The sequence below is a fragment of the Cupriavidus necator A5-1 genome (genome assembly GCF_000744095.1).
Lineage (GTDB): Bacteria > Pseudomonadota > Gammaproteobacteria > Burkholderiales > Burkholderiaceae > Cupriavidus > Cupriavidus necator_A.
In genome coordinates this window covers 3,435,871-3,454,197 of record NZ_JQLI01000001.1, presented here as the reverse complement: position 1 = coordinate 3,454,197, position 18,327 = coordinate 3,435,871, and the positions used below count along the sequence as shown (strand labels likewise).

Below are 18,327 nucleotides of genomic sequence, written 5' to 3'. Positions count from 1 at the left end.
GAAGCGGAGAACGGCGGGCCGTCGCGCTGGCGGTCCGGCAGAGGAATCAACAAAATGAACGACCAATCTTCACCAGTGCAGCCGGCGCTCAGGGAGCGCAACGGCGGCCAGATCCTGATCGACCAGCTGCTGATCCAGGGCGTCAAGCGTGTCTTCCTGGTGCCGGGCGAGAGCTACCTGCCCTGCATCGACGCCCTTTATGACCATCAGGGCCGCATCCAGCCCATCGTCTGCCGGCAGGAGAGCGGAGCGGGCTACATGGCCGAAGCGCACGGCAAACTGACCGGCGAGCCCGGCATCTGCTTTGTGACGCGCGGCCCCGGCGCCACCAACGCCAGCATCGCGGTGCATACCGCGTACCAGGATTCCACGCCGATGATTCTCTTCGTCGGGCAGGTGGGAAACGACTTCTATGAGCGCGAGGCGTTCCAGGAAATCGACTATCGCCGCATGTTCGGCGAGATGACCAAGTGGGTGGCGCAGATCGATCGCACCGATCGCATCCCCGAATTCATCGCTCGCGCTTTCGCGGTGGCGACCAGCGGCCGCCCGGGCCCCGTGGTGCTGGCGCTGCCGGAAGACACGCTGTGGGGCAAGGCGACCGTTGCCGACGTGCCGCGCTACCAGCGCGCGCACAGCGCCCCCACGCCGGCCGCGATGGACAGCCTGGCGGCCTTGCTCGAAGACGCCGAACGTCCGTTCCTGCTGCTGGGCGGCTCGGGATGGACCCCGGCCGCCGCCCGGCAGATGGAGGTCTTTGCCGAGCGCTATGCGCTCCCGGTAGGGGTGGCGTGGCGCCGGTTGGAATGCTTCGACAACCATCATCCGAACTTCGCCGGGCATGTCGGCTGGGGCATGAGCGAGTCGCTGCGCCGGCGCATCCAGGAAAGCGATCTGCTGATCGCCGTTGGCACGCGCATGGGCGAGGCCACCAGCGAGGGCTATACCGTGATCGAGAGCCCCGTGCCCAGGCAGCGGCTGGTGCATGTCTACCCGGATGCCAACGAGCTCGGACGGGTGTTTCACCCCACGGTCCCGATCGTTGCCGACGTCGTGTCATTTGCCGCGGCCGTCAGTGCGCTCACGCCGGCGGCCAGCCGTGCCGGCCGCCAGGCCTTTCGTGAAGCCAATGCCGCCTACCGCGCCGAGCAGGACCCGAAAGACGCCCCCGGTGCGCTGAACCTGAACCGGGCTGCCTGCCACGTGCGCGACAACGTGCCGGAAGACAGCTGCATTACTGTCGGGGCGGGCAACTACGCGCTCTATCCCCATGCGTACTACCGCTTCAAGGGTGTCGGCACGAGCCTTGCACCGACCGTCGGCTCGATGGGCTACGGGCTGCCCGCCGCCATCTCCGCCAAGCTCGAGAATCCCGACCGCACGGTCATCTGCTACGCCGGCGATGGCTGCTTCCAGATGAATCTGCAGGAACTCGGCGTGGCGATGCAGTATCGCGCGGGCATCGTCGTGCTGGTGTTCAACAACGGCATCTGGGGCACCATTCGTGCCCACCAGGAACGCGAGTTCCCAGGCCGCACGGTGGCGCTGGGTTTCGAAAATCCGGAGTTCAGCGAGCTGGTTCGCGCGTATCGTGGCTATGGCGAGGTCGTTTCCAGCGACGCGGAGTTCGGCCCGGCGTTTGCCCGCGCGCTGGCGTTCGCCAACAGCAGGAAATTGCCCGCGTTGCTCGAGCTTCGCTACGATGCGGACGGCATTGCGCCGGGTATGACGCTGTCGCAGATCCGCGCGGAGGCATTTGCCCGTCAGTCCGCCGACAGGTAAGGGTTACGGCGGCACGCTCGCGTGCCGCCGCTGGCGCAACCACGGAGCCAATCAGCATGCGAGCCTTTTTTTCCGACGAGCAGATGCTGCACCACCCGCAGCAGCTCGCGCAAGCCGGCGAGGGCAGTGAAGGCCAGGCCTTGCCGGCGCGCGCGCTGGCATTGCGCCAGGCGCTGAGCGAGCGCGGCATCCTGCCCGTGGCGCCCCCCGAATATGGCGTGGCGCCGCTTCGCGCCGTCCACAGTGCGGCCTATCTGGCCTTTCTGGAAAGCGCATTTGAGCGGTGGGCGGCGCAGGCCGGCGCGGGATCGGGCCGGCGGGACGTCGTTCTGCCCAGCCTGTCGCCCTACTACGCCAGCCAGTGCGGGGGCGCAGACCGCGGCGAATGTCCCTCGGACGCCATCGTCGCGCAGGCTGGCTACTATCTCGGCGACCAGAGCAGCCCGATCGGTGCGCATAGCTGGCAGGCCATTCTTCGCTCGGCGCATTGTGCGGTGGCAGCCGCGGAATATGTCTGCGCGCAAGAGGCGCGCAACGACGTGGCCTATGCGCTATCCCGGCCGGCAGGCCACCACGCGCATAGCGACCGGGCCAGCGGCGCCTGCTATGTGAACAACGCGGCAGTTGCCGCCGAAGTCCTGTTGCGCAGCTTCGACAAGGTGGCGGTGCTGGATGTCGGCGCGCATCATGGGGACGGTACACAGCAGATTTTCTATGAACGCGCGGATGTCATGACGATCTCGCTGCACGCAGATCCTGCCACGAACTTCCCGTTCTACGCCGGCTATGCGAAGGAGCGCGGCTATGGCGCCGGGTACGGCTACAACCTGAACTATCCGTTGCGCCATCCGACGGATGACGCCGGCTACCTGGCCGTGCTGGACACCGCGCTGGACGCCTTGCGCGACTATCGCCCCGGGGCGCTCGTGCTGGCGCTCGGCTTCGATGCCTGTGGCAAGGCGCCGTCAGGCGCGCTGCATCTCGGGCCGGATGCCTTCCGGGGCATCGGGGAGCGCATCAACGCACTGGGCGTTCCCACGGTGGTGGTGCAGGAAGGGGATGACGAGATTGAGGGCGCGGCTGACGCCATCGATGCATTTTTTACAGGTTTTGCACCGGTCGCAGCCCAGGCTGTGCTGTGACCGACCAAGGGGAAGAGAAATGACGACGCTGTCAATCAATGGCGATCGCCTGTGGCAATCGTTGATGGACCTGGCCGAGATCGGCGCCACGCCCAAGGGTGGCAACGCCCGCCTGGCGCTCACCGCGCTGGACGGCCAGGGACGTGACCTGGTGGTGGGATGGATGCGCGAAGCCGGGCTGAGCGTGACGGTCGACAAGGTCGGCAATATCTTCGGACGCCGCGCCGGGCGCAACAACAGCCTGCCGCCGGTGATGACCGGCAGCCATATCGATACCCAGCCTACCGGCGGCAAGTTCGATGGCTGCTATGGCGTGATGGCCGGGCTGGAAGTCATGCGCACCCTCAACGAGCGGGGCGTGACCACCGAGGCGCCGCTCGAACTCGCGATCTGGACGAACGAAGAAGGGTCGCGCTTCGTGCCGGTGATGATGGGCTCCGGGGTGTTCGCCGGCATCTTTTCTGCCGAGACCGCGCTGAACGCCAGGGACGCGGACGGCAAGCGGGTCGCCGACGAGCTGAAGGCGATCGGCTACGCGGGCGACGCCGAGGTCGGCCGTCCGGTAGGCGCGTACTTTGAGGCCCATATCGAGCAGGGCCCGGTGCTCGAAGCCGAGGACAAGGTGATCGGCGTCGTGACCGGGTCGCTGGGGCTGCGCTGGTATGACGTGACGGTGACGGGCATGGAGGCGCATGCCGGCCCCACGCCGATGCCCTTGCGCAAGGATGCGCTCTATGGCGCGACCTTCCTGATGCAGGAAGTGGTGAAGATTGCCAACGACTTCGCACCGCACGGGCGCGGCACCGTGGGTGTCGTCAATATCCACCCGTCGTCGCGCAATGTCATTCCCGGGGCTGTCAAGTTCACCGTCGATCTGCGCCACCTGGACCCGGAACGCCTCGGTGAAATGGATGCCCGGCTGCGCGCTGCCTGTGCCGCGCTGCGCGATGGCACGACCACCGGCACGCCGCTGGAGGTCGTGGTGGAAGACGTGCAGTACTTCCCGCCCACGCCGTTCGCGCCTGGACTGATCGGTCATGTGCGCGAAGAAGCGGGCGCGCGTGGCTATACGCACCAGGACATCGTAACCGGCGCCGGGCATGACGCGGTCTATCTCGCGGGTGTCGCGCCCACGGCGATGATCTTCGTGCCATGCAAGGACGGGATCAGCCACAACGAGATCGAGGACGCCAGGCCCGAGCATCTGGAGGCGGGTGCCAATGTGCTGCTGGGCGCCATGGTGGCGCAGGCCAATGCCTGATCGCAGCAGAGACGAAAAACAGGACCAGACCATGAACAACTTGCGAGATGCCGCCTACTGGCGCGCCAGGGCGCAGTCAGTCTCCATCCGCGCCCAGGCCTATATCGACGGCACCTGGACGGACGCCGCCGACGGCCAGACCTTCAAGACGATCAATCCTGCCACCGGGGAGGTGCTGGCCACGATCGCGGCCTGCGCAGAGCAGGACGTGAACCGCGCGGTCGCCGCGGCGCGACGGGCCTTCCAAGCCGGCATCTGGTCCGAGATGCCACGAAGCGAGCGAAAGGCCGTGCTGCTCAGGCTGGCAGCGTTGATCGACACCCATCGCGAAGAGCTGGCGGTGCTCGAAACGCTCGACATGGGCAAGCCGATTGCCGATACGCTGCAATATGACGTGCCCGAGGCCGGCCGCACCTACGCGTGGTACGCCGAAGCCATCGACAAGGTCTATGACGAAATCGCACCAACGGCGCCGGACGTGCTGGCCACCATCACGCGCGAACCGCTGGGCGTGGTCGCGGCGGTAGTGCCCTGGAACTATCCGCTGCTGATGGCGAGCTGGAAGGTGGCGCCCGCGCTGGCCGCCGGGAACAGCGTGGTCCTGAAGCCCGCCGAGCAATCCTCGCTGACCGCGCTGCGGCTGGCGGAGCTTGCCGAGGCCGCTGGGGTGCCGGCTGGCGTCTTCAATGTCGTGCCGGGGCTGGGGGCGGATGCCGGGCAGGCGCTCGGGCGGCATCCTGACGTCGATTGTATCGCGTTCACCGGCTCCACTGCTACCGGCAAGCGCTTCATGGAGTACTCCGGGCAATCCAACCTCAAGCGCGTATGGCTGGAATGCGGCGGCAAATCGCCCCATATTGTCTTTGACGATTGCCCCGACCTGGACCGCGCCGCGCAGGCGGCGGCCATCGGCATCTTCAACAACCAGGGTGAAATTTGCATCGCAGGATCGCGGCTCTATGTGCAGACCGGCATCTATGATGCCTTCCTGGAAAAACTGGAGGCCCACGCCGCGCGGATGCAGCCGGGCGATCCACTCGATCCGGCGTCGGCCATGGGGGCGATCGTCGATGGCGCCCAGCTCGATCGGGTGATGTCCTACGTGAAGAGCGGAAAAGACGAAGGCGCGCGCCTGCGCATCGGTGGCGAGCGCGCATATGCCGACACCGGGGGCTTCTACATGCAGCCGACCATTTTCGAATGCCCGACGCAGGTGCTGACCATCGTGCGCGAGGAGATCTTCGGGCCGGTCCTGGCCGTGACCAGGTTCGACACGGAAGAGGAGGCCATCCGGATGGCGAACGACTCGCCCTACGGCCTGGGTTCCGGCCTCTGGACGTCCAGCCTGTCGCGCGCCCACCGTGTTTCGCGCAAGCTGCAGGCGGGACTGGTCTGGGTGAACTGCTACATGGACAGCGATGTGACGGTGCCGTTTGGCGGCGTCAAGCAGTCTGGCTCCGGACGAGACAAGTCCCTGCATGCACTGGACAAGTACACGGACTTGAAGACCACCTGGATCAATCTGGCCTGACAGGCAGGAGGACACCATGAATCAGACTGACGAGTATTCCATTCGCTGCGACCTCGCAGCGCTGTACAGGTTGGCGGCGCACTTCCGCATGACCGACCTGATCGACACGCACATCACGGCGAAGCTGCCGGGCGAGACGCCCACCTTCCTGATCAACCGCTATGGTGTGCTGTTCGAGCATATGCGTGCCTCGGACCTGGTGCGGATCGACCACGAAGGCAACGTCATCGACGAGCGGGCGGCGTCCGACCCCGCGCGCTTTCGTGTCAATGCGGCAGGCTTCAACATTCATTCGGCAGTCCACATGGCGCGCCACGACCTGGCCTTCGTGCTGCACACGCACACGGCGGCGGGCATTGCGGTCTCTGCGCAGGAACATGGCCTGCTGCCGATCAGCCAGCACGCGCTGAAGTTCTACGGCAAGCTTGGCTATCACGACTACGAGGGCATCGCCCTGAATCCTGAAGAGAAGGCGAGACTGGTCAGGGACCTTGGCAGCCACAACGCCATGGTCCTGCGCAACCACGGACTGATCGTCGGCGGCCGCACGGCTGCGGATGCCTTCCACGAGATCTTCTTCCTCGAGCGTGCCTGCCAGGCGCAGGTCGCCGCCATGGCTGGCGGCAGCCAGTTGCGCTTCCCGCCGGAATCCGTGCGCCAGCTCACCGCGTCGCAGTTCGAGCGGGACGAGTCGGCCGAGATCCGGAACCTGGCATGGAATGCAGCGCTGGGGCTGATCGAGGGCGGTCCAATCGACTATCGGTCATAAGTCCTGACCGTCGCCCTTAGGGGCGGCGCACCACCACCGGGGGCCCGGCCGATCCGTCGGGCCTGACAGCTTCCGACCAAGCGAGCGCAACCCGCAATTCCCCTGCGGGCGGGCGGCGCTCGTCCCGTGTCTCGCGCGGCGGGGCACTAACGCAGCGGATCAGGGAGGGCACAACATGGTGCGCTTTGCCATTGCCGGCATCCAGATGCAGGTGTCGGCGTTCGAGGAAAACATCAGCCAGATGGGTCGCTACCTGTCTCATGTGCGGCAACGGTTTCCCTGGGTCAACATGGTGGTGTTCTCCGAACTGGCGGCGCTCGGCCCCAGTCCTCTCAAGGCGGAGCCGATGCCGGGCGAGGCCGAGTCGAGGCTTTGCGAGATGGCTGGCAGTCACGGCCTGTGGCTGGTTCCCGGTTCATTGTTTGAGCTGCGCGATGGCCAGATATTCAACATGTCGCCGGTGATCGATCCCGCAGGCAACGTGATTGCGCGGTTCCGCAAGCTGTTTCCGTTTCGCCCCTATGAGCAGGGCGTTGCCGCGGGCAGCGAGTTCGTCGTGTTCGATGTGCCCGGAGCCGGGCGCATCGGCATATCGATCTGCTACGACATGTGGTTTCCCGAGACCACCCGAACCCTGGCGGCCATGGGCGCGGAAGTCATTCTGCATCCCACCATGACGGACACGATCGACCGTGATGTTGAACTCGCGATTGCACGCGCGTCGGCGGCGACGAACCAGGTCTACTTCTTCGATATCAACGGCGTTGGCCAGGGCGGCGTCGGCCGTTCCATCGTGGTCGATCCTTCCGGCTATGTCCTGCATGAGGCGTCGGCCGGTGCGGCCGAGATCATCCCGATCGAGATCGATTTCGGCAAGGTACGCCGCGAACGCGAGCTCGGCCTGCGTGGCCTGGGGCAGCCGCTGAAAAGCTTCCGCGATCGCGGTGTGGAGTTCCCCGTCTACCAGCGCGGCACCGGCGCCGATGCGTATCTGCATTCACTTGGTCCGCTCCGCAAGCCAGGCGAGCCTGAACGCGCAGAGCCCGGGCTGGCAGGTCCTGGCGGCGACTAGGGCGGGGATCGCAATGCTGATGAGAAAGCGCTGGCCCCGCAAGGAGCGCGACAGAAGAAGGAAAACGGTCAGAAGCGCTATTGGGGCCGATTACGCTCTGGCCAACGGGCATCAATCAACAGAGCACGAAAACCTGAGGCGGAAGACTCCGGGGCTGCCGGCCCCGCGATTCGCGCCTCACGCTTGTCAAGGGAGGATGGTCATGGAAAAAGTCCGCAATATCTCAGACCTGCGCCTGATGTTTCACAGGAACGAGCGGCCGATCTATTTCATCAGCGCCACGAACTTCAATCTTCTGGGCATCGACCAGTGGGTCAATCACTTCAAATACATCAACTACATTGATTGCTTCGACGGACGGCATCCGAACGTGTTCGTGCCGCGCGAGGTGCCGCATGAAGAATTTGGTTCGATCGAAGACATCACCAACTACCTGCTTCAGCACAAGGACGTGGTCGAACTGATCGAGCAGCGCGACGGCCGCCCGGTCGGCACCTTCCTGATGTTCGACGAGAAGACCGAAGCGCTCGCCCGCGAACTCAAGCTTGATATCTGGTTTCCGCCGGCATCGCTGCGCAACCGCTGCGACAACAAGATGGAGACGGTTCGCATCGGCAACAAGGCCGGAGTGCCGTCGGTCCCCAATGCACTGGCGAAGGTCGGGAGCTATGCCGAGCTGATGGCCATTGCCGAACAGCGTCGGCTCGGTACCGACCTGGTCGTGCAAAGTGCATTCGGGGATTCCGGGCACACGACCTTCTTCATTGCCAACCGGGATGATTTCGATCGCTACAGCAAGGAAATCCTTGGCGAGGACGAAGTCAAGATCATGAAGCGCATCAACTGCCGCGGCGCGACCCTGGAGGCCTGCGCGACGCAATCGGGCACGTTGGTTGGCCCTCTGTTGACGGAAGTGGTCGGTGCGCGCGAACTGACCCCTTACAAAGGCGGTTGGTGCGGCAACGAAGTGTTTTCGGGGGCGTTCTCCGAGTCGGTGCGGATGAAAGCCCGGGACATGGCATTCAAGTTCGGCAACCAGCTGCTGGAAGAAGGCTATCGTGGCTACTTCGACCTGGACTTCCTGATCGACGTCGACAGCGGCGAGGTGTACCTGGGCGAACTGAATCCCCGCATCTGCGGGGCAAGCCCGATGACCAATCATGCCGCGTTTGCCTACGCGGACGCACCGCTTTTCCTCTTTCACCTGCTCGAGTTCTCGGGTGTGCCGTTCGATCTCAATGTCCGCGAGCTCAACGAGCGGTGGGCCGAGAGAACATTCATCGACGGCTGGTCGCAACTGGTGATCAAATACACCGAACAGAACGTCGACGTAGTGACGCATGCACCGCCATCCGGCATCTACCGGCTCGGCGCCGACAATACCGTGGCTTATGACCGCTTCGACTTCAATCGCCGCGAGATCGAAGACGAGCGCGAGGCATTCTTCCTGCGCATCACGGGGCCCGGAGACTATCGCTATGAAGGGGCAGATCTCGGCATCCTGATCACGCGTGGGCGCTCGATGGATGATGCGTTCAGCCTGAACGAGCGGGCGCATCACTGGATCCGCGGCATCAAGCAGTACTACGACGCCAGGCCGCTGGTCGCGGCGCAGGCCGAGCCGGGCCCGCAGCCCGGGGCGTTCAAGATCCTCTGAGGCAGCATTGCCGGGACGCGAGGGAATCATGCGTTGCACGTTCGAAGCGATCAACGAAGATCTGCCGGGCCCCAGATGGCGGCAGGTCTTCGAACAGTACTGGCCGGCGTACCGGCAATGGTACTTGCGCGACGGTGGGCGCTCGCGTCCCGGCTTCCTGATGTGCAGGAAGGCGTTGCGCAGCTACATGCCGGAGCTCATTCCGACCTGGGAGCGCCTGGTGGCGCTGAGCGGCGGCGGCGATCTGGAGGCGCGCTTCCTGTCGATGTGGGCGCCGCCGCCCTACGTCGCTGGCTGTTCACAGGCTGTCTGGCTGCCTGCGCCTGCCGGGGCGCGCGCAGGCGGCACTCCGGCGCTACTTCGCAACTACGACTTTGCTCCTGGGTTGCTGGAGGGGGTTTGGCTGGCCTCGCGCTGGCATGGCCGCAGAGTGCTGGCCGTGAGCGACTGCCTCTGGGGCGCGCTGGACGGCATCAATGAAAGCGGCCTCGCAGCCTCCTTGTCATTTGGCGGGCGGCAGGAAGTCGGCGAGGGATTTGGTATTCCCCTGGTTATGCGCTATGTGCTGGAGTTCGCGGAAAACGTCGACGAAGCTGTCGCGATCCTTTCGCGAGTCCCGGTGCACATGAGCTATACCGTGACGCTGCTCGACCGACAGGCCGCGTGGGCCAGCGTTTTCGTGACACCGGATCGGACGGTCGAGGTCGTGCGCCGGCAGGCGGTCACCAATCTTCAGCACGGGGTCGAATGGGCTGCGCATGCCGAAGCTACCCATGCGGCGCAGCGACAGGAGGCACTGGGCATAGCGGTGAAACAGGCCCATCACCAGAACGATGTCCTGCGCGCGCTGCTGCAGCCGCCATTGTTTCAGACGGCGTACGGCCGCGGCCATGGCACCTTGTACACGGCCGTGTACTACCCCGCTGACAGCGCTGTCGAGATGGTCTGGCCCGACGCTACCTGGCGCCAGTCCTGCAGGCAATTTCAGCCGGGCGCCCGGCTGATCGACTTCGACGTGGACAGCGGCGCAGATGGGGCACCGCCGACTTCACACCGCTGGGTGCTGGACGACGTCGGGAGCTTCCAGTAGGCGGGGCCATGACTTCCGTCGGGTCAAATGAGATCGGCAGGCCATCCTCGTGATTTGGCCCCATCAATAAACGGGAAATGGCTCTTCTGGATGGGACAACCCCTTCGTACACTGCGCGCCGGGGACAATCCATTCCAGAAAACGACAACGGGCACCGGCAATCAAACGGTCGCTACGTGAAATGCCAGGCGGTGCGCAGGCCCGCGTCAATCTCTGTGACTGGACAGCCGAGAGGCTACCTGAAGACAAGTCATATCGCCCACCAAGGATTGATGCATGAAAGCACACCCAAACCAGGCACGCCGTGCGGCCGCCGCCGCCTTTATCGGCACCACCATCGAGTTCTACGATTTTTATATCTACGCTACGGCGGCTGCGCTGGTGCTCGGCCAGGTCTTCTTTCCCAGCAATAACGTCCATCTGAGCACACTGGCGGCGTTCGGTACGTTCGCCGTAGGCTTCATCGCCCGGCCGATGGCAGGCGTGGTGTTCGGCCATCTCGGCGACCGCTTGGGCCGCAAGAAGATGCTGCTGTTCACCATGGCCCTGATGGGCATTGCCACCACCGGCATCGGCCTGCTGCCCGGCTACGCGACCGCCGGCATCTGGGCACCGATCGGGCTGATCGCGCTGCGGATGCTGCAGGGTATCTCCGTGGGCGGCGAGTGGGGCGGCGCGGTGCTGATGGCGAGCGAAAATGCGCCGGCAGGCCGGAAGACCTTCTATGCCTCGTTTGCGCAGCTTGGCAGTCCCGCGGGCCTGCTGCTGTCGCTGATCGCATTCCGGCTGGTGTCCTCGCTGGACCAGGAGGCTTTCCTGTCATGGGGATGGCGCGTTCCGTTCCTGGCCAGCGGCGTGTTGATGACCGTAGGCCTGATAATCCGGCCTGATAATCCGCAGCGGCGTGAAGGAATCGGCGGAATTCGAGGCAGTACGCGAGCACAACGAGACGGCGAAGTATCCGATCCTGGAAGTTCTTCGCGACGGCTGGAAGCAGGTCATGTTCGCCGCCTTCGCCGTCACCATCGGCTCGGCAGGCTTCTTCTTCACCAACACGTTCATGATCACTTACGTCACGCAGTACCAGGGCATCGCACGCTCGACGATCCTGGACTGCCTGTTCCTGGTGACGATCATTCAGTTGCTGTCGCAGCCCGTTTCGGCGCTACTTGCTGAGCGCGTGGGCGAGGGGCGGTTCCTGAAAATAACGGCCTTCCTGTGCATGATCACGCCGTATCCGATGTTCCTGCTGGTCGGCACGCAAAGCATCTTCCTGATGACCATTGGCATCGCGATCGCGGTTGTCATCCTCTCGGCGCTATATGCCGTGATCGCCGGATACATGAGCCTGGCGTTTCCGGCCCGCGTGCGCTACTCCGGCATCTCGCTTGCCTACCAGCTCTGCTGTGCCATTGCCGGCGGTACCACGCCCCTGGTGGGCACGTTGCTGGCAGGCAAGTATGCCGGGCAATGGTTGCCTCTGGCGATCTTCTTCACGCTGCTGTCGGGCCTGTCGCTGATCGGCGTGTGCGGCCTGGCGCGTTTGCGCGAGGTGAAGGCGGCGTCCGATCCGGTGTTGGCCTACTGAGGAATATCCGTGCCGCCGGAGAAGCGCCGGCGGCAGCCATGCTCAGTTGTATCCAAGTACAGCTACGTGCCGAAGCGCATCTTCGTCAGAAGGCGCTTCGGGTGCCGGCTGGTCCGAGAGGCTGTGATTATCCGGGATGCCTTCGTCCCGATTCGACGATTCTGCGCCGGTGCCATGGCTGCATGGGGCTGTGAGCTGACGGAGTTCCTGGGACATGATGGTCCTTGCGAGTCTTGAGCGTTGATCAGTAAAGGTATGAGAAACGGGTACGGCAGCCGCTACCTGCCGGCAGGCTTGGCGATCCGGATCACCGAATTGCCCCAGCCGACGCAAAGGTCCGGATAGATCGTTCCGGCGATGGCCTCGATACTCGCTACGTCGATCCGCGAGTCGCCCTGCGAGCCGAACAGGACCACTTCATCGCCGGGCAGGATGTCAGGGCCACTGGTGACATCCACCATCAGGGTGTTCATCGTTACTCGCCCCACTACGGGATATGCGGCGCCGCGAATCAGGGCATGCCCGCAGTTCGAGAACGCCCTGCGGTAGCCGTCGGCATATCCCACGGGGATATTGGCCAGGCGCGAGTCGCGCGCCAGCCGCAGCGTGCGGTCGTAAGCCACCGTATTGCCGGCAGCATAGGCGTTGACCGATGCCACCCTGGATTTCAGGCTGGCAATGGCCTGGAAGCCCGCATACGCAGGCAGGCACCCGAACAGGATGGCGCCGGTGCGCACCATGTCCAGGTGCGCGCCGGGCACCTCGAGCGTGGCAAACGAATTGGCGCAGTGCAACTGGATCTTGCTGCGATCCATGCCGGCGGACTGGATGAGCCATGCGGCTTCCTCCTGGAAACTGGCAAGGCCGCGTTCCACGTCGCTAACATCCGGCACCGGGAAATGCGTCATGATGCCGACGACCCGAAGGTGCGCCAGCGCGGCTGCCGCCAGGCACTTCTCGCGCTCTTCGGCCGTCTGGAGGTCAAAGCCGTTGCGGCTCATGCCGCCGGAGTTCAGTTCGAGGTGAATGCGAATCCAGCGCCCGTAGCGACGGGCGATGTCGTCCATCTGACGCGCATACTCCAGGTTGCCGGCGATTTCCTCCAGCCCGTATTGCAGGCCGTCTTCAATCTCGGCGAGCGTGGCCGCACGGACACGGAGGATGCGGCCGGTGAAGCCCCCCTGGCGAACCAGCCTTGCCTCTTCATTGCTTGCGATCCCGACGGACGGCACGCCAAGCGCGATCAGCGAGGGAATGAGCAGTCCGATGCCATGGCCACAGGCATCGGCCTTCATCACCGCACACATCTGCGTCGAGCCTCCGATCAGCGACTGAATGCCCCGGACGTTCTGCTCGAACTTGCCGAGATCCACTTCTACCCATGCATTACTTTCCATATTGATCGTCAATTTCTGTTGTGCATATGCCGTACTGCGAGCATGAGTGCCCCGGCCAACCGGGGCAGGTCGCTGGGGCGTGGCGAAGTCTGGCGGCCTTCCGGTCCTCAACGCTCCGCATAGAACCCGGGAAGGGCCAGGATGTCCTCCAGCTCCACCAGCGCACGGCGGACTTCTTCCAGCAGGCTCGCGTCAGCCAGGTCCTGCGGGAGCAGGCGGTCGCGGTAGTTGCGCTTTACCCAGTCGACCAGCGTCGCATGCAGTGACTCGCTGAAGAAGATGTTGGCGCCGATGGCGGCTGCCTGGCCGGCATCCAGTACCACCCGAAGCCGCAGGCAGGCGGGGCCGCCGCCGTTGCGCATGCTTTCGCGCAGGTCGAAGGACAGGACCTCGGCCACCGGCCCGCCCGGCGCCGACAGGGATTCCAGGTAGCGACGGCTGGGCGCATGTGCCAGGCACTCCTGGGGTACGACGATGAGCGTGCGCCGCGCGGGATCCTGCAGCAACTGGCTGTTGAACAGATAGGTGGATACCGCGTCGGCCAGGGAAACCTGCCCGGCATCGACACGGATGGGGCGGAGCCGGAAGCCGCTGGCTTCGCAGGTCCGGGCCAGCGTATCGATCAGCGTGGCTTCGTCCTGGAACGCGGCCGAGTGGTAGAACAGGGTGTCCAGGTTCCCCACTGCAATCACGTCATTGTGGAAGACGCCGGCATCGATGGCCGCCGCCGACTGCCGGCCGAAGACCACGCGCGCGGGGTCCAGGTCATGCAGCCGCGCCACGGCCCGGCTGGCCTCGGCGTACTGGCGCGCTTCGAACCGCTGCTGTGCCGCATCGTCGTCGAACGTTTCGCGGCCGTAGATGAACAGTTGCACACCGGCCAATCCGTGGCTGGCGGCAAGCCGCGTGTGATTGGCGGCGCCCTCGTCGCCGAGCGCGGGGGCGCCCGGAATCGCGTCATGCACGACGAAATGGCGCGGATCACTGAAGATGGCGCGCAGGAGCCTGGCCGTGTCCGGGTGTTCGATCGAGCGATGCAGCTTTGCGCTCAGATTGGCCGGCGTGAAATGCACCTTGCCATCGGCGGAATCGGTGGCAGGACTGACGGTCGCGGCATTCGCCACCCACATGGAGGAAGCGGAGTACGCGGTAGACAGGAGCCGCTGGTCTGCGTGTGCGGCGGCGCTCAGCACTGCAGTATCGCTGCCGGTAAAGCCAAGACGTCGCAGAAAACCCAGGTTTGGCCGCACCAGCGGCGGCAGGATGGCCTGGGGAATGCCGCGCCGATGCAGGGCAAGCATTTTCTCCAGCCCCTGCAGGGCCGCAAGGCGCGGATTCGAAGCCGTGCCGCCGTGGCGCATGGACGCAACGTTGCCGCTGGCAAGCCCGGCATGATGATGGCTCGGGCCGACCAGGCCGTCGAAGTTGAACTCGCGCGCCTCGCCGCCCCTGCCCGGGCCGAATGCGGCCGTCCGGGAATCCTGGCCGGCCGGTTGCCGCCCGGCGTCGTGCAGATCAGCCATGCAGTGTGTCTCCTGGCTTGAGGGTGGCGACTCGCACCGGATCGCCTGCGCCGACAGCCAGCGCGGTGCATTCCTCGTTTGTCAGCGGCAGGCTGCCGAACGCGGGCACTGCATGGGTGACGATCGCCCGGAAGTCATTGAGCCGTGTATTGCAGACCAGCAGCGGGCACCCGGTGGGTGAAGTCGTGGTGCCGTCCGGCGCGGGGCGGGCGATGGCCAGCGTGCTCTGCTTGGTGATGCGCAGATGCCGGATGTGCCCCTGCACCACCGGACCGGCATCGAAGATATCCACCAGCCCTTCATAGGCCATGCCCTCCTGCTCGAGCATCCGGCGCGCTGGCTCCGTGGACGCATGAACTCGCCCGATCACCTCGCGCGCTTCCTCGGTCAGGAAATCGGTGTAGATCGGGAAGCGCGGCATCAGTTCGGCGATAAAGGATTTTGCGCCCCCGCCGCTTCGGTCATCGGCCACCGAGAAGTCCATCTTGAAGAAGTGCTGACCGAGGCTTTCCCAGAACGGCGAAGTGCCGTCCGGGCGCAGGTAGCCACGCAATTCCGCGCAGAGCACTTCCGGCAGGAGATCGACGAAGTTGGCGGCAAAGAGCAAGCGCGCCTTAGAAAGGAGCTTGCCGTTGTGGCCGCTGCGGTGTGCCGGGTCGAGGAAGAGCGTGCAAAGCTCGGCGCAGCCGGTGAGGTCGTTCGACAGGAACAGCGTCTTCTTGCTGGAGTAGACGCCGATCTCACGGCTCGAGTGCACGAGCTGTCCGAGCCGGAAGCTGTAGAAGGCTTCGTCCAGCCCAACCGCAGCCTTCAACGCACTCACGCCCGCGATTTGTCCGCTGCCGCAATCCTCGAGCACGAAAAGGTAGTCGCGCTCGGCCTGGGGCACGGTACCGGCGAAAGACGCCTCGGCCGTCGCGATGCGTCGGGCCAGCGCACCGGAATCCGCCTTGAGGGTCGTCATGCCCGGTCCCACTCGTTCGGCCAGGGCGTATAGGGCGGGAAGGTCTTTCGATTGGATCGCGCGTAGTACAAGCATGTGAACTCCCGGCCGTGCGTCAGGCTGCGGCGACGATGACCGCGTCGCCGGCGCAGATCCGCAGCGCGTCCAGCGTCTCGGCAGGCAGGAGGATCCGGCCGCGGTCGAGTTCTACCGTACCGGGCGAGATCGTGCAGCGGAACTGACTGAGCGCACCGGTCGTCGCAATCAGGCAAGTCTCGCCCGGCCGGCTCTCCGTGGCTGCCTCGGCGGTGAGGTTGCGTGCCGTCGACAGCGTTTTCAGGCGCGACGCATGCGCCTCGAGCACGGGACCGCCATCGAAGATGTCCACGTAGCGATCGGCTTCGAAGCCTTCCGCAGCCAGGATGTCAAACGCCGCGACGGCCTCGGGATGCAACTGGCCGATGACTTCGCAGGCGGCATCCGGCAACAACGGCACGTAGATGGGATAGTGGGGCATCAGTTCCACAATCAGCGTGCCGTTGCGGGCGCCGCGCACGGCGCGCTCGGCAGACAGGTAGTCCATGTTGAAGAACTTGCGGCCGATGGCGTCCCAGAACGGCGAAGTATGGTCCGGGTGCGTCTGCCCGGCCAGGCATGCGAAGAAGCTGTCGGCAAAGCGTCGCCTGTCGGCGGCCGCGAGCATCAGCCGCGAGCGCGACAGCAGCGGGCCTGCCGCGGCGCAGCCCGGCGTCACCTGGAGGCCGGATAGCTGGGAGTGCGCAGTCAGGTCGGAGTTGAGCGTCAGGACATGGACGTTGTTGGCGATCCGCAGATCGCGCGAGACATGGTGAATGACGTCGTTGCGATAGGAGAAATACGCACCTGCCGAGCCCGCGGTAGCTGCAATGGCCGCGGTGCCGGCGATTGCCCCATCCGTATCTTCCAGCACGAGCTGATAGTGCTCGTCGGCCGGCGTGTCGACCGGGCGCGCCAGCGCTTCGCGCGTACGGGCGATGGCGTCTTCAACGCCCGGGCGCGTGCGGGGCAGCGTGTGAACGTGCGGGGACGCGACTTCCGCCAGGGCGATCAGGCCGGACACATCGTCTTCGGTGGCGGGTCGTGCGATCCACATCATGGGGCGATTCAGCAAGGCGTGGGTTGGAGTCCGGTTACGGGTTGCTGGTCACACCGGAGGCTGGGTGCAACTCTACGGCAGGGGGGCGCGACTGCAATTCAGGATTGCGACGCTTTATTGCACCGATGCGTCGCGACGCTCGATCCGCGGCGTTCAGGGCGCGCCGCTTGTGCGCAGGATGCGCTGGCGTTCCTCGCGGGGCGTGGTGCCATATACCGTCCGGTATGCGGTGGAAAAATGCGGTCCCGAAGAGAAGCCGCACATCAGGGCGATTTGCAGCAGGGAATGGCGAGATTCCCGCAGCAGCCGCTGGGCGCGTGCCAGGCGGATCTCCATGTAGTAGCGCGATGGCACCGCACCGAGGTGCTGCCGGAAGAGCCTTTCGAGCTGCCGCCGCGACACGCCGGCCAGGCGTGCGATCTCCTCGGTCTGGAGCGGCTCTTCAATGTTGGCCTCCATCAGGGCAATGGCCTCGGAAAGCTTGGGAGCGTGTCCGCTGGCGGCCGGCTGCGGGGCGGTGCGTTGCCTTTCGCTCGAAGCGCGGATGCGCTCGATGCAAAGGCGGTCCTGGATCTCGCCGGCAGCCTTGGTGCCAAGGACGTCGCGGACAAAGGTCAGGCCAAGATCGATGACCGCAGCGCCGCCGCAACAGGTGGTCCACCTGCCCGCGTGCTCGATGATGGCCGGTGAAATGATGCTGTCGTCACCCGCCGGATCCAGCATCGCGGCGTAGTGCCAGTGCAGGGCGACACGCATGCCGTTGGCCCGGCGGGTGCGCAGCAGCCACAGTACCGCTGCACCGACCGCAATGACATAGGTGGCGCGCTCGACAAGCGCATCGAGCCGCGTGGCTTGCAATAGTGAGGGCGCGCCGGGCTCCCGGTCCCAGAGGATCAGGACGTCGCAGGAAACCGATGGATCGGCTTGCGTTGCCGACAGGCACGAGACCCGGAGGGCCTCGTGCGCCGCCGCGGCAAGGTCGAGCATTTGCCGCAGCAGTGCGACGTCTGGCGGAAGTGCTTCCGGTTCGCCGAACATGACGACATCCACTGTCATGGCACCGGCAAGCTTGCCCCAAGGCGACCCGCTGATCGACGCGTCAATCCCGGTGCTCATGCTCTGTGTCCCTTCCTGGCTGATCGCTCTTTGGCTGCGTTCCGCATCACCGCCTGCGTGCGGAGCGCGGCCCCGGGGCGAGACCCGGACGCCGCGCGTCCATCGTAGTCAATCGCGATGGACGCGGTAAGGGCCAATTTGACATGCACGCACGAGGCCAATATTCCGGTTGCCGCTTGCGACGCGGTGGGGGGGAGTCAGCCCCGATTGCCAGCGTATGTGTCAGCGTATACCCGATTGTCCATTATAGATTTTATGTCTATATTTCGCTCCGCGGTGCGTAGGTTGCCTGTCCCGGCAAGCTGGTTCGACTGTCAGGGG

The 18,327-nt window shown here is 65.1% G+C and carries 13 protein-coding genes and 1 pseudogene; 9 read left to right on the top strand and 5 right to left on the bottom strand.

From position 1 onward, the window contains the following. The first annotated feature begins 54 nt into the window (after positions 1 to 54). The 9 genes and pseudogenes from K307_RS15375 (at position 55) to K307_RS15335 (ending at position 11,892) form a co-directional block, all read left to right on the top strand. Positions 55 to 1,782 carry a thiamine pyrophosphate-binding protein gene (locus K307_RS15375; protein ID WP_042879355.1) on the top strand — a complete coding sequence of 576 codons (1,728 nt, stop codon included), beginning with the start codon at positions 55 to 57 and terminating at the stop codon, positions 1,780 to 1,782. A 56-nt stretch (positions 1,783 to 1,838) separates the two neighbouring features. Beyond that, positions 1,839 to 2,924, top strand: a complete 1,086-nt coding sequence (locus tag K307_RS15370) for a histone deacetylase family protein (protein ID WP_042879353.1) — start codon at positions 1,839 to 1,841, stop codon at positions 2,922 to 2,924. Positions 2,925 to 2,943: 19 nt separating this feature from the next. Further along, a complete protein-coding gene (locus tag K307_RS15365) occupies positions 2,944 to 4,185 on the top strand; it encodes a Zn-dependent hydrolase (RefSeq protein ID WP_042879352.1) in 1,242 nt (413 codons plus the stop codon). Between the two features lie 31 nt (positions 4,186 to 4,216). Next, positions 4,217 to 5,716, top strand: a complete 1,500-nt coding sequence (locus tag K307_RS15360) for an aldehyde dehydrogenase (RefSeq protein ID WP_042879350.1) — start codon at positions 4,217 to 4,219, stop codon at positions 5,714 to 5,716. Positions 5,717 to 5,732: 16 nt separating this feature from the next. Further along, positions 5,733 to 6,485 carry a class II aldolase/adducin family protein gene (locus K307_RS15355; RefSeq protein WP_042879348.1) on the top strand — a complete coding sequence of 251 codons (753 nt, stop codon included), beginning with the start codon at positions 5,733 to 5,735 and terminating at the stop codon, positions 6,483 to 6,485. 175 nt (positions 6,486 to 6,660) lie between these two features. Next, positions 6,661 to 7,557 (top strand): carbon-nitrogen hydrolase family protein, encoded by an 897-nt coding sequence (locus K307_RS15350; protein ID WP_051974910.1) that lies wholly within the window; start codon positions 6,661 to 6,663, stop codon positions 7,555 to 7,557. Positions 7,558 to 7,570: 13 nt separating this feature from the next. Continuing rightward, complete coding sequence (locus K307_RS15345) at positions 7,571 to 9,214, top strand: biotin carboxylase (protein WP_230625695.1); 1,644 nt, start codon at positions 7,571 to 7,573, stop codon at positions 9,212 to 9,214. 7 nt (positions 9,215 to 9,221) lie between these two features. Then, entirely contained in the window at positions 9,222 to 10,304 is a 1,083-nt protein-coding gene (locus K307_RS15340) for a C45 family autoproteolytic acyltransferase/hydolase (protein ID WP_230625694.1), read from the top strand. A 276-nt stretch (positions 10,305 to 10,580) separates the two neighbouring features. Beyond that, a pseudogene (locus K307_RS15335) lies at positions 10,581 to 11,892 on the top strand (MFS transporter). Positions 11,893 to 12,170: 278 nt separating this feature from the next. Here the strand turns inward: K307_RS15335 and alr are convergent. The 5 genes from alr to K307_RS15310 all read right to left on the bottom strand — a co-directional run bounded on the left by alr (position 12,171) and on the right by K307_RS15310 (position 18,006). Continuing rightward, on the bottom strand, positions 12,171 to 13,289 hold the full coding sequence (alr, locus tag K307_RS15330) for an alanine racemase (RefSeq protein ID WP_230625692.1): 1,119 nt from the start codon (positions 13,287 to 13,289) through the stop codon (positions 12,171 to 12,173). Between the two features lie 107 nt (positions 13,290 to 13,396). After that, a complete protein-coding gene (astB, locus tag K307_RS15325; RefSeq protein WP_080745033.1) occupies positions 13,397 to 14,812 on the bottom strand; it encodes an N-succinylarginine dihydrolase in 1,416 nt (471 codons plus the stop codon). Then, positions 14,805 to 15,851, bottom strand: a complete 1,047-nt coding sequence (astA, locus tag K307_RS15320) for an arginine N-succinyltransferase (protein WP_042879340.1) — start codon at positions 15,849 to 15,851, stop codon at positions 14,805 to 14,807. The genes astB and astA overlap by 8 nt, the downstream gene beginning before the upstream one ends. Positions 15,852 to 15,870: 19 nt before the next feature. Next, on the bottom strand, positions 15,871 to 16,890 hold the full coding sequence (locus K307_RS15315) for an arginine N-succinyltransferase (RefSeq protein WP_329955874.1): 1,020 nt from the start codon (positions 16,888 to 16,890) through the stop codon (positions 15,871 to 15,873). Positions 16,891 to 17,043: 153 nt separating this feature from the next. Further along, positions 17,044 to 18,006, bottom strand: a complete 963-nt coding sequence (locus tag K307_RS15310) for a GlxA family transcriptional regulator (RefSeq protein WP_051974908.1) — start codon at positions 18,004 to 18,006, stop codon at positions 17,044 to 17,046. Between the last annotated feature and the right edge of the window lie 321 nt (positions 18,007 to 18,327).

Coding starts and splice junctions, on each gene's coding strand:
- K307_RS15310 (WP_051974908.1), bottom strand. CDS start 18,006: ATGAGCACCGGGATTGACGCGTCGATCAGCGGGTCGCCTTGGGGCAAG.
- K307_RS15345 (WP_230625695.1), top strand. CDS start 7,571: ATGCTGATGAGAAAGCGCTGGCCCCGCAAGGAGCGCGACAGAAGAAGG.
- astA (WP_042879340.1), bottom strand. CDS start 15,851: ATGCTTGTACTACGCGCGATCCAATCGAAAGACCTTCCCGCCCTATAC.
- K307_RS15370 (WP_042879353.1), top strand. CDS start 1,839: ATGCGAGCCTTTTTTTCCGACGAGCAGATGCTGCACCACCCGCAGCAG.
- K307_RS15350 (WP_051974910.1), top strand. CDS start 6,661: ATGGTGCGCTTTGCCATTGCCGGCATCCAGATGCAGGTGTCGGCGTTC.
- K307_RS15365 (WP_042879352.1), top strand. CDS start 2,944: ATGACGACGCTGTCAATCAATGGCGATCGCCTGTGGCAATCGTTGATG.
- K307_RS15355 (WP_042879348.1), top strand. CDS start 5,733: ATGAATCAGACTGACGAGTATTCCATTCGCTGCGACCTCGCAGCGCTG.
- K307_RS15360 (WP_042879350.1), top strand. CDS start 4,217: ATGAACAACTTGCGAGATGCCGCCTACTGGCGCGCCAGGGCGCAGTCA.
- K307_RS15315 (WP_329955874.1), bottom strand. CDS start 16,890: ATGATGTGGATCGCACGACCCGCCACCGAAGACGATGTGTCCGGCCTG.
- K307_RS15375 (WP_042879355.1), top strand. CDS start 55: ATGAACGACCAATCTTCACCAGTGCAGCCGGCGCTCAGGGAGCGCAAC.
- astB (WP_080745033.1), bottom strand. CDS start 14,812: ATGGCTGATCTGCACGACGCCGGGCGGCAACCGGCCGGCCAGGATTCC.
- alr (WP_230625692.1), bottom strand. CDS start 13,289: ATGGAAAGTAATGCATGGGTAGAAGTGGATCTCGGCAAGTTCGAGCAG.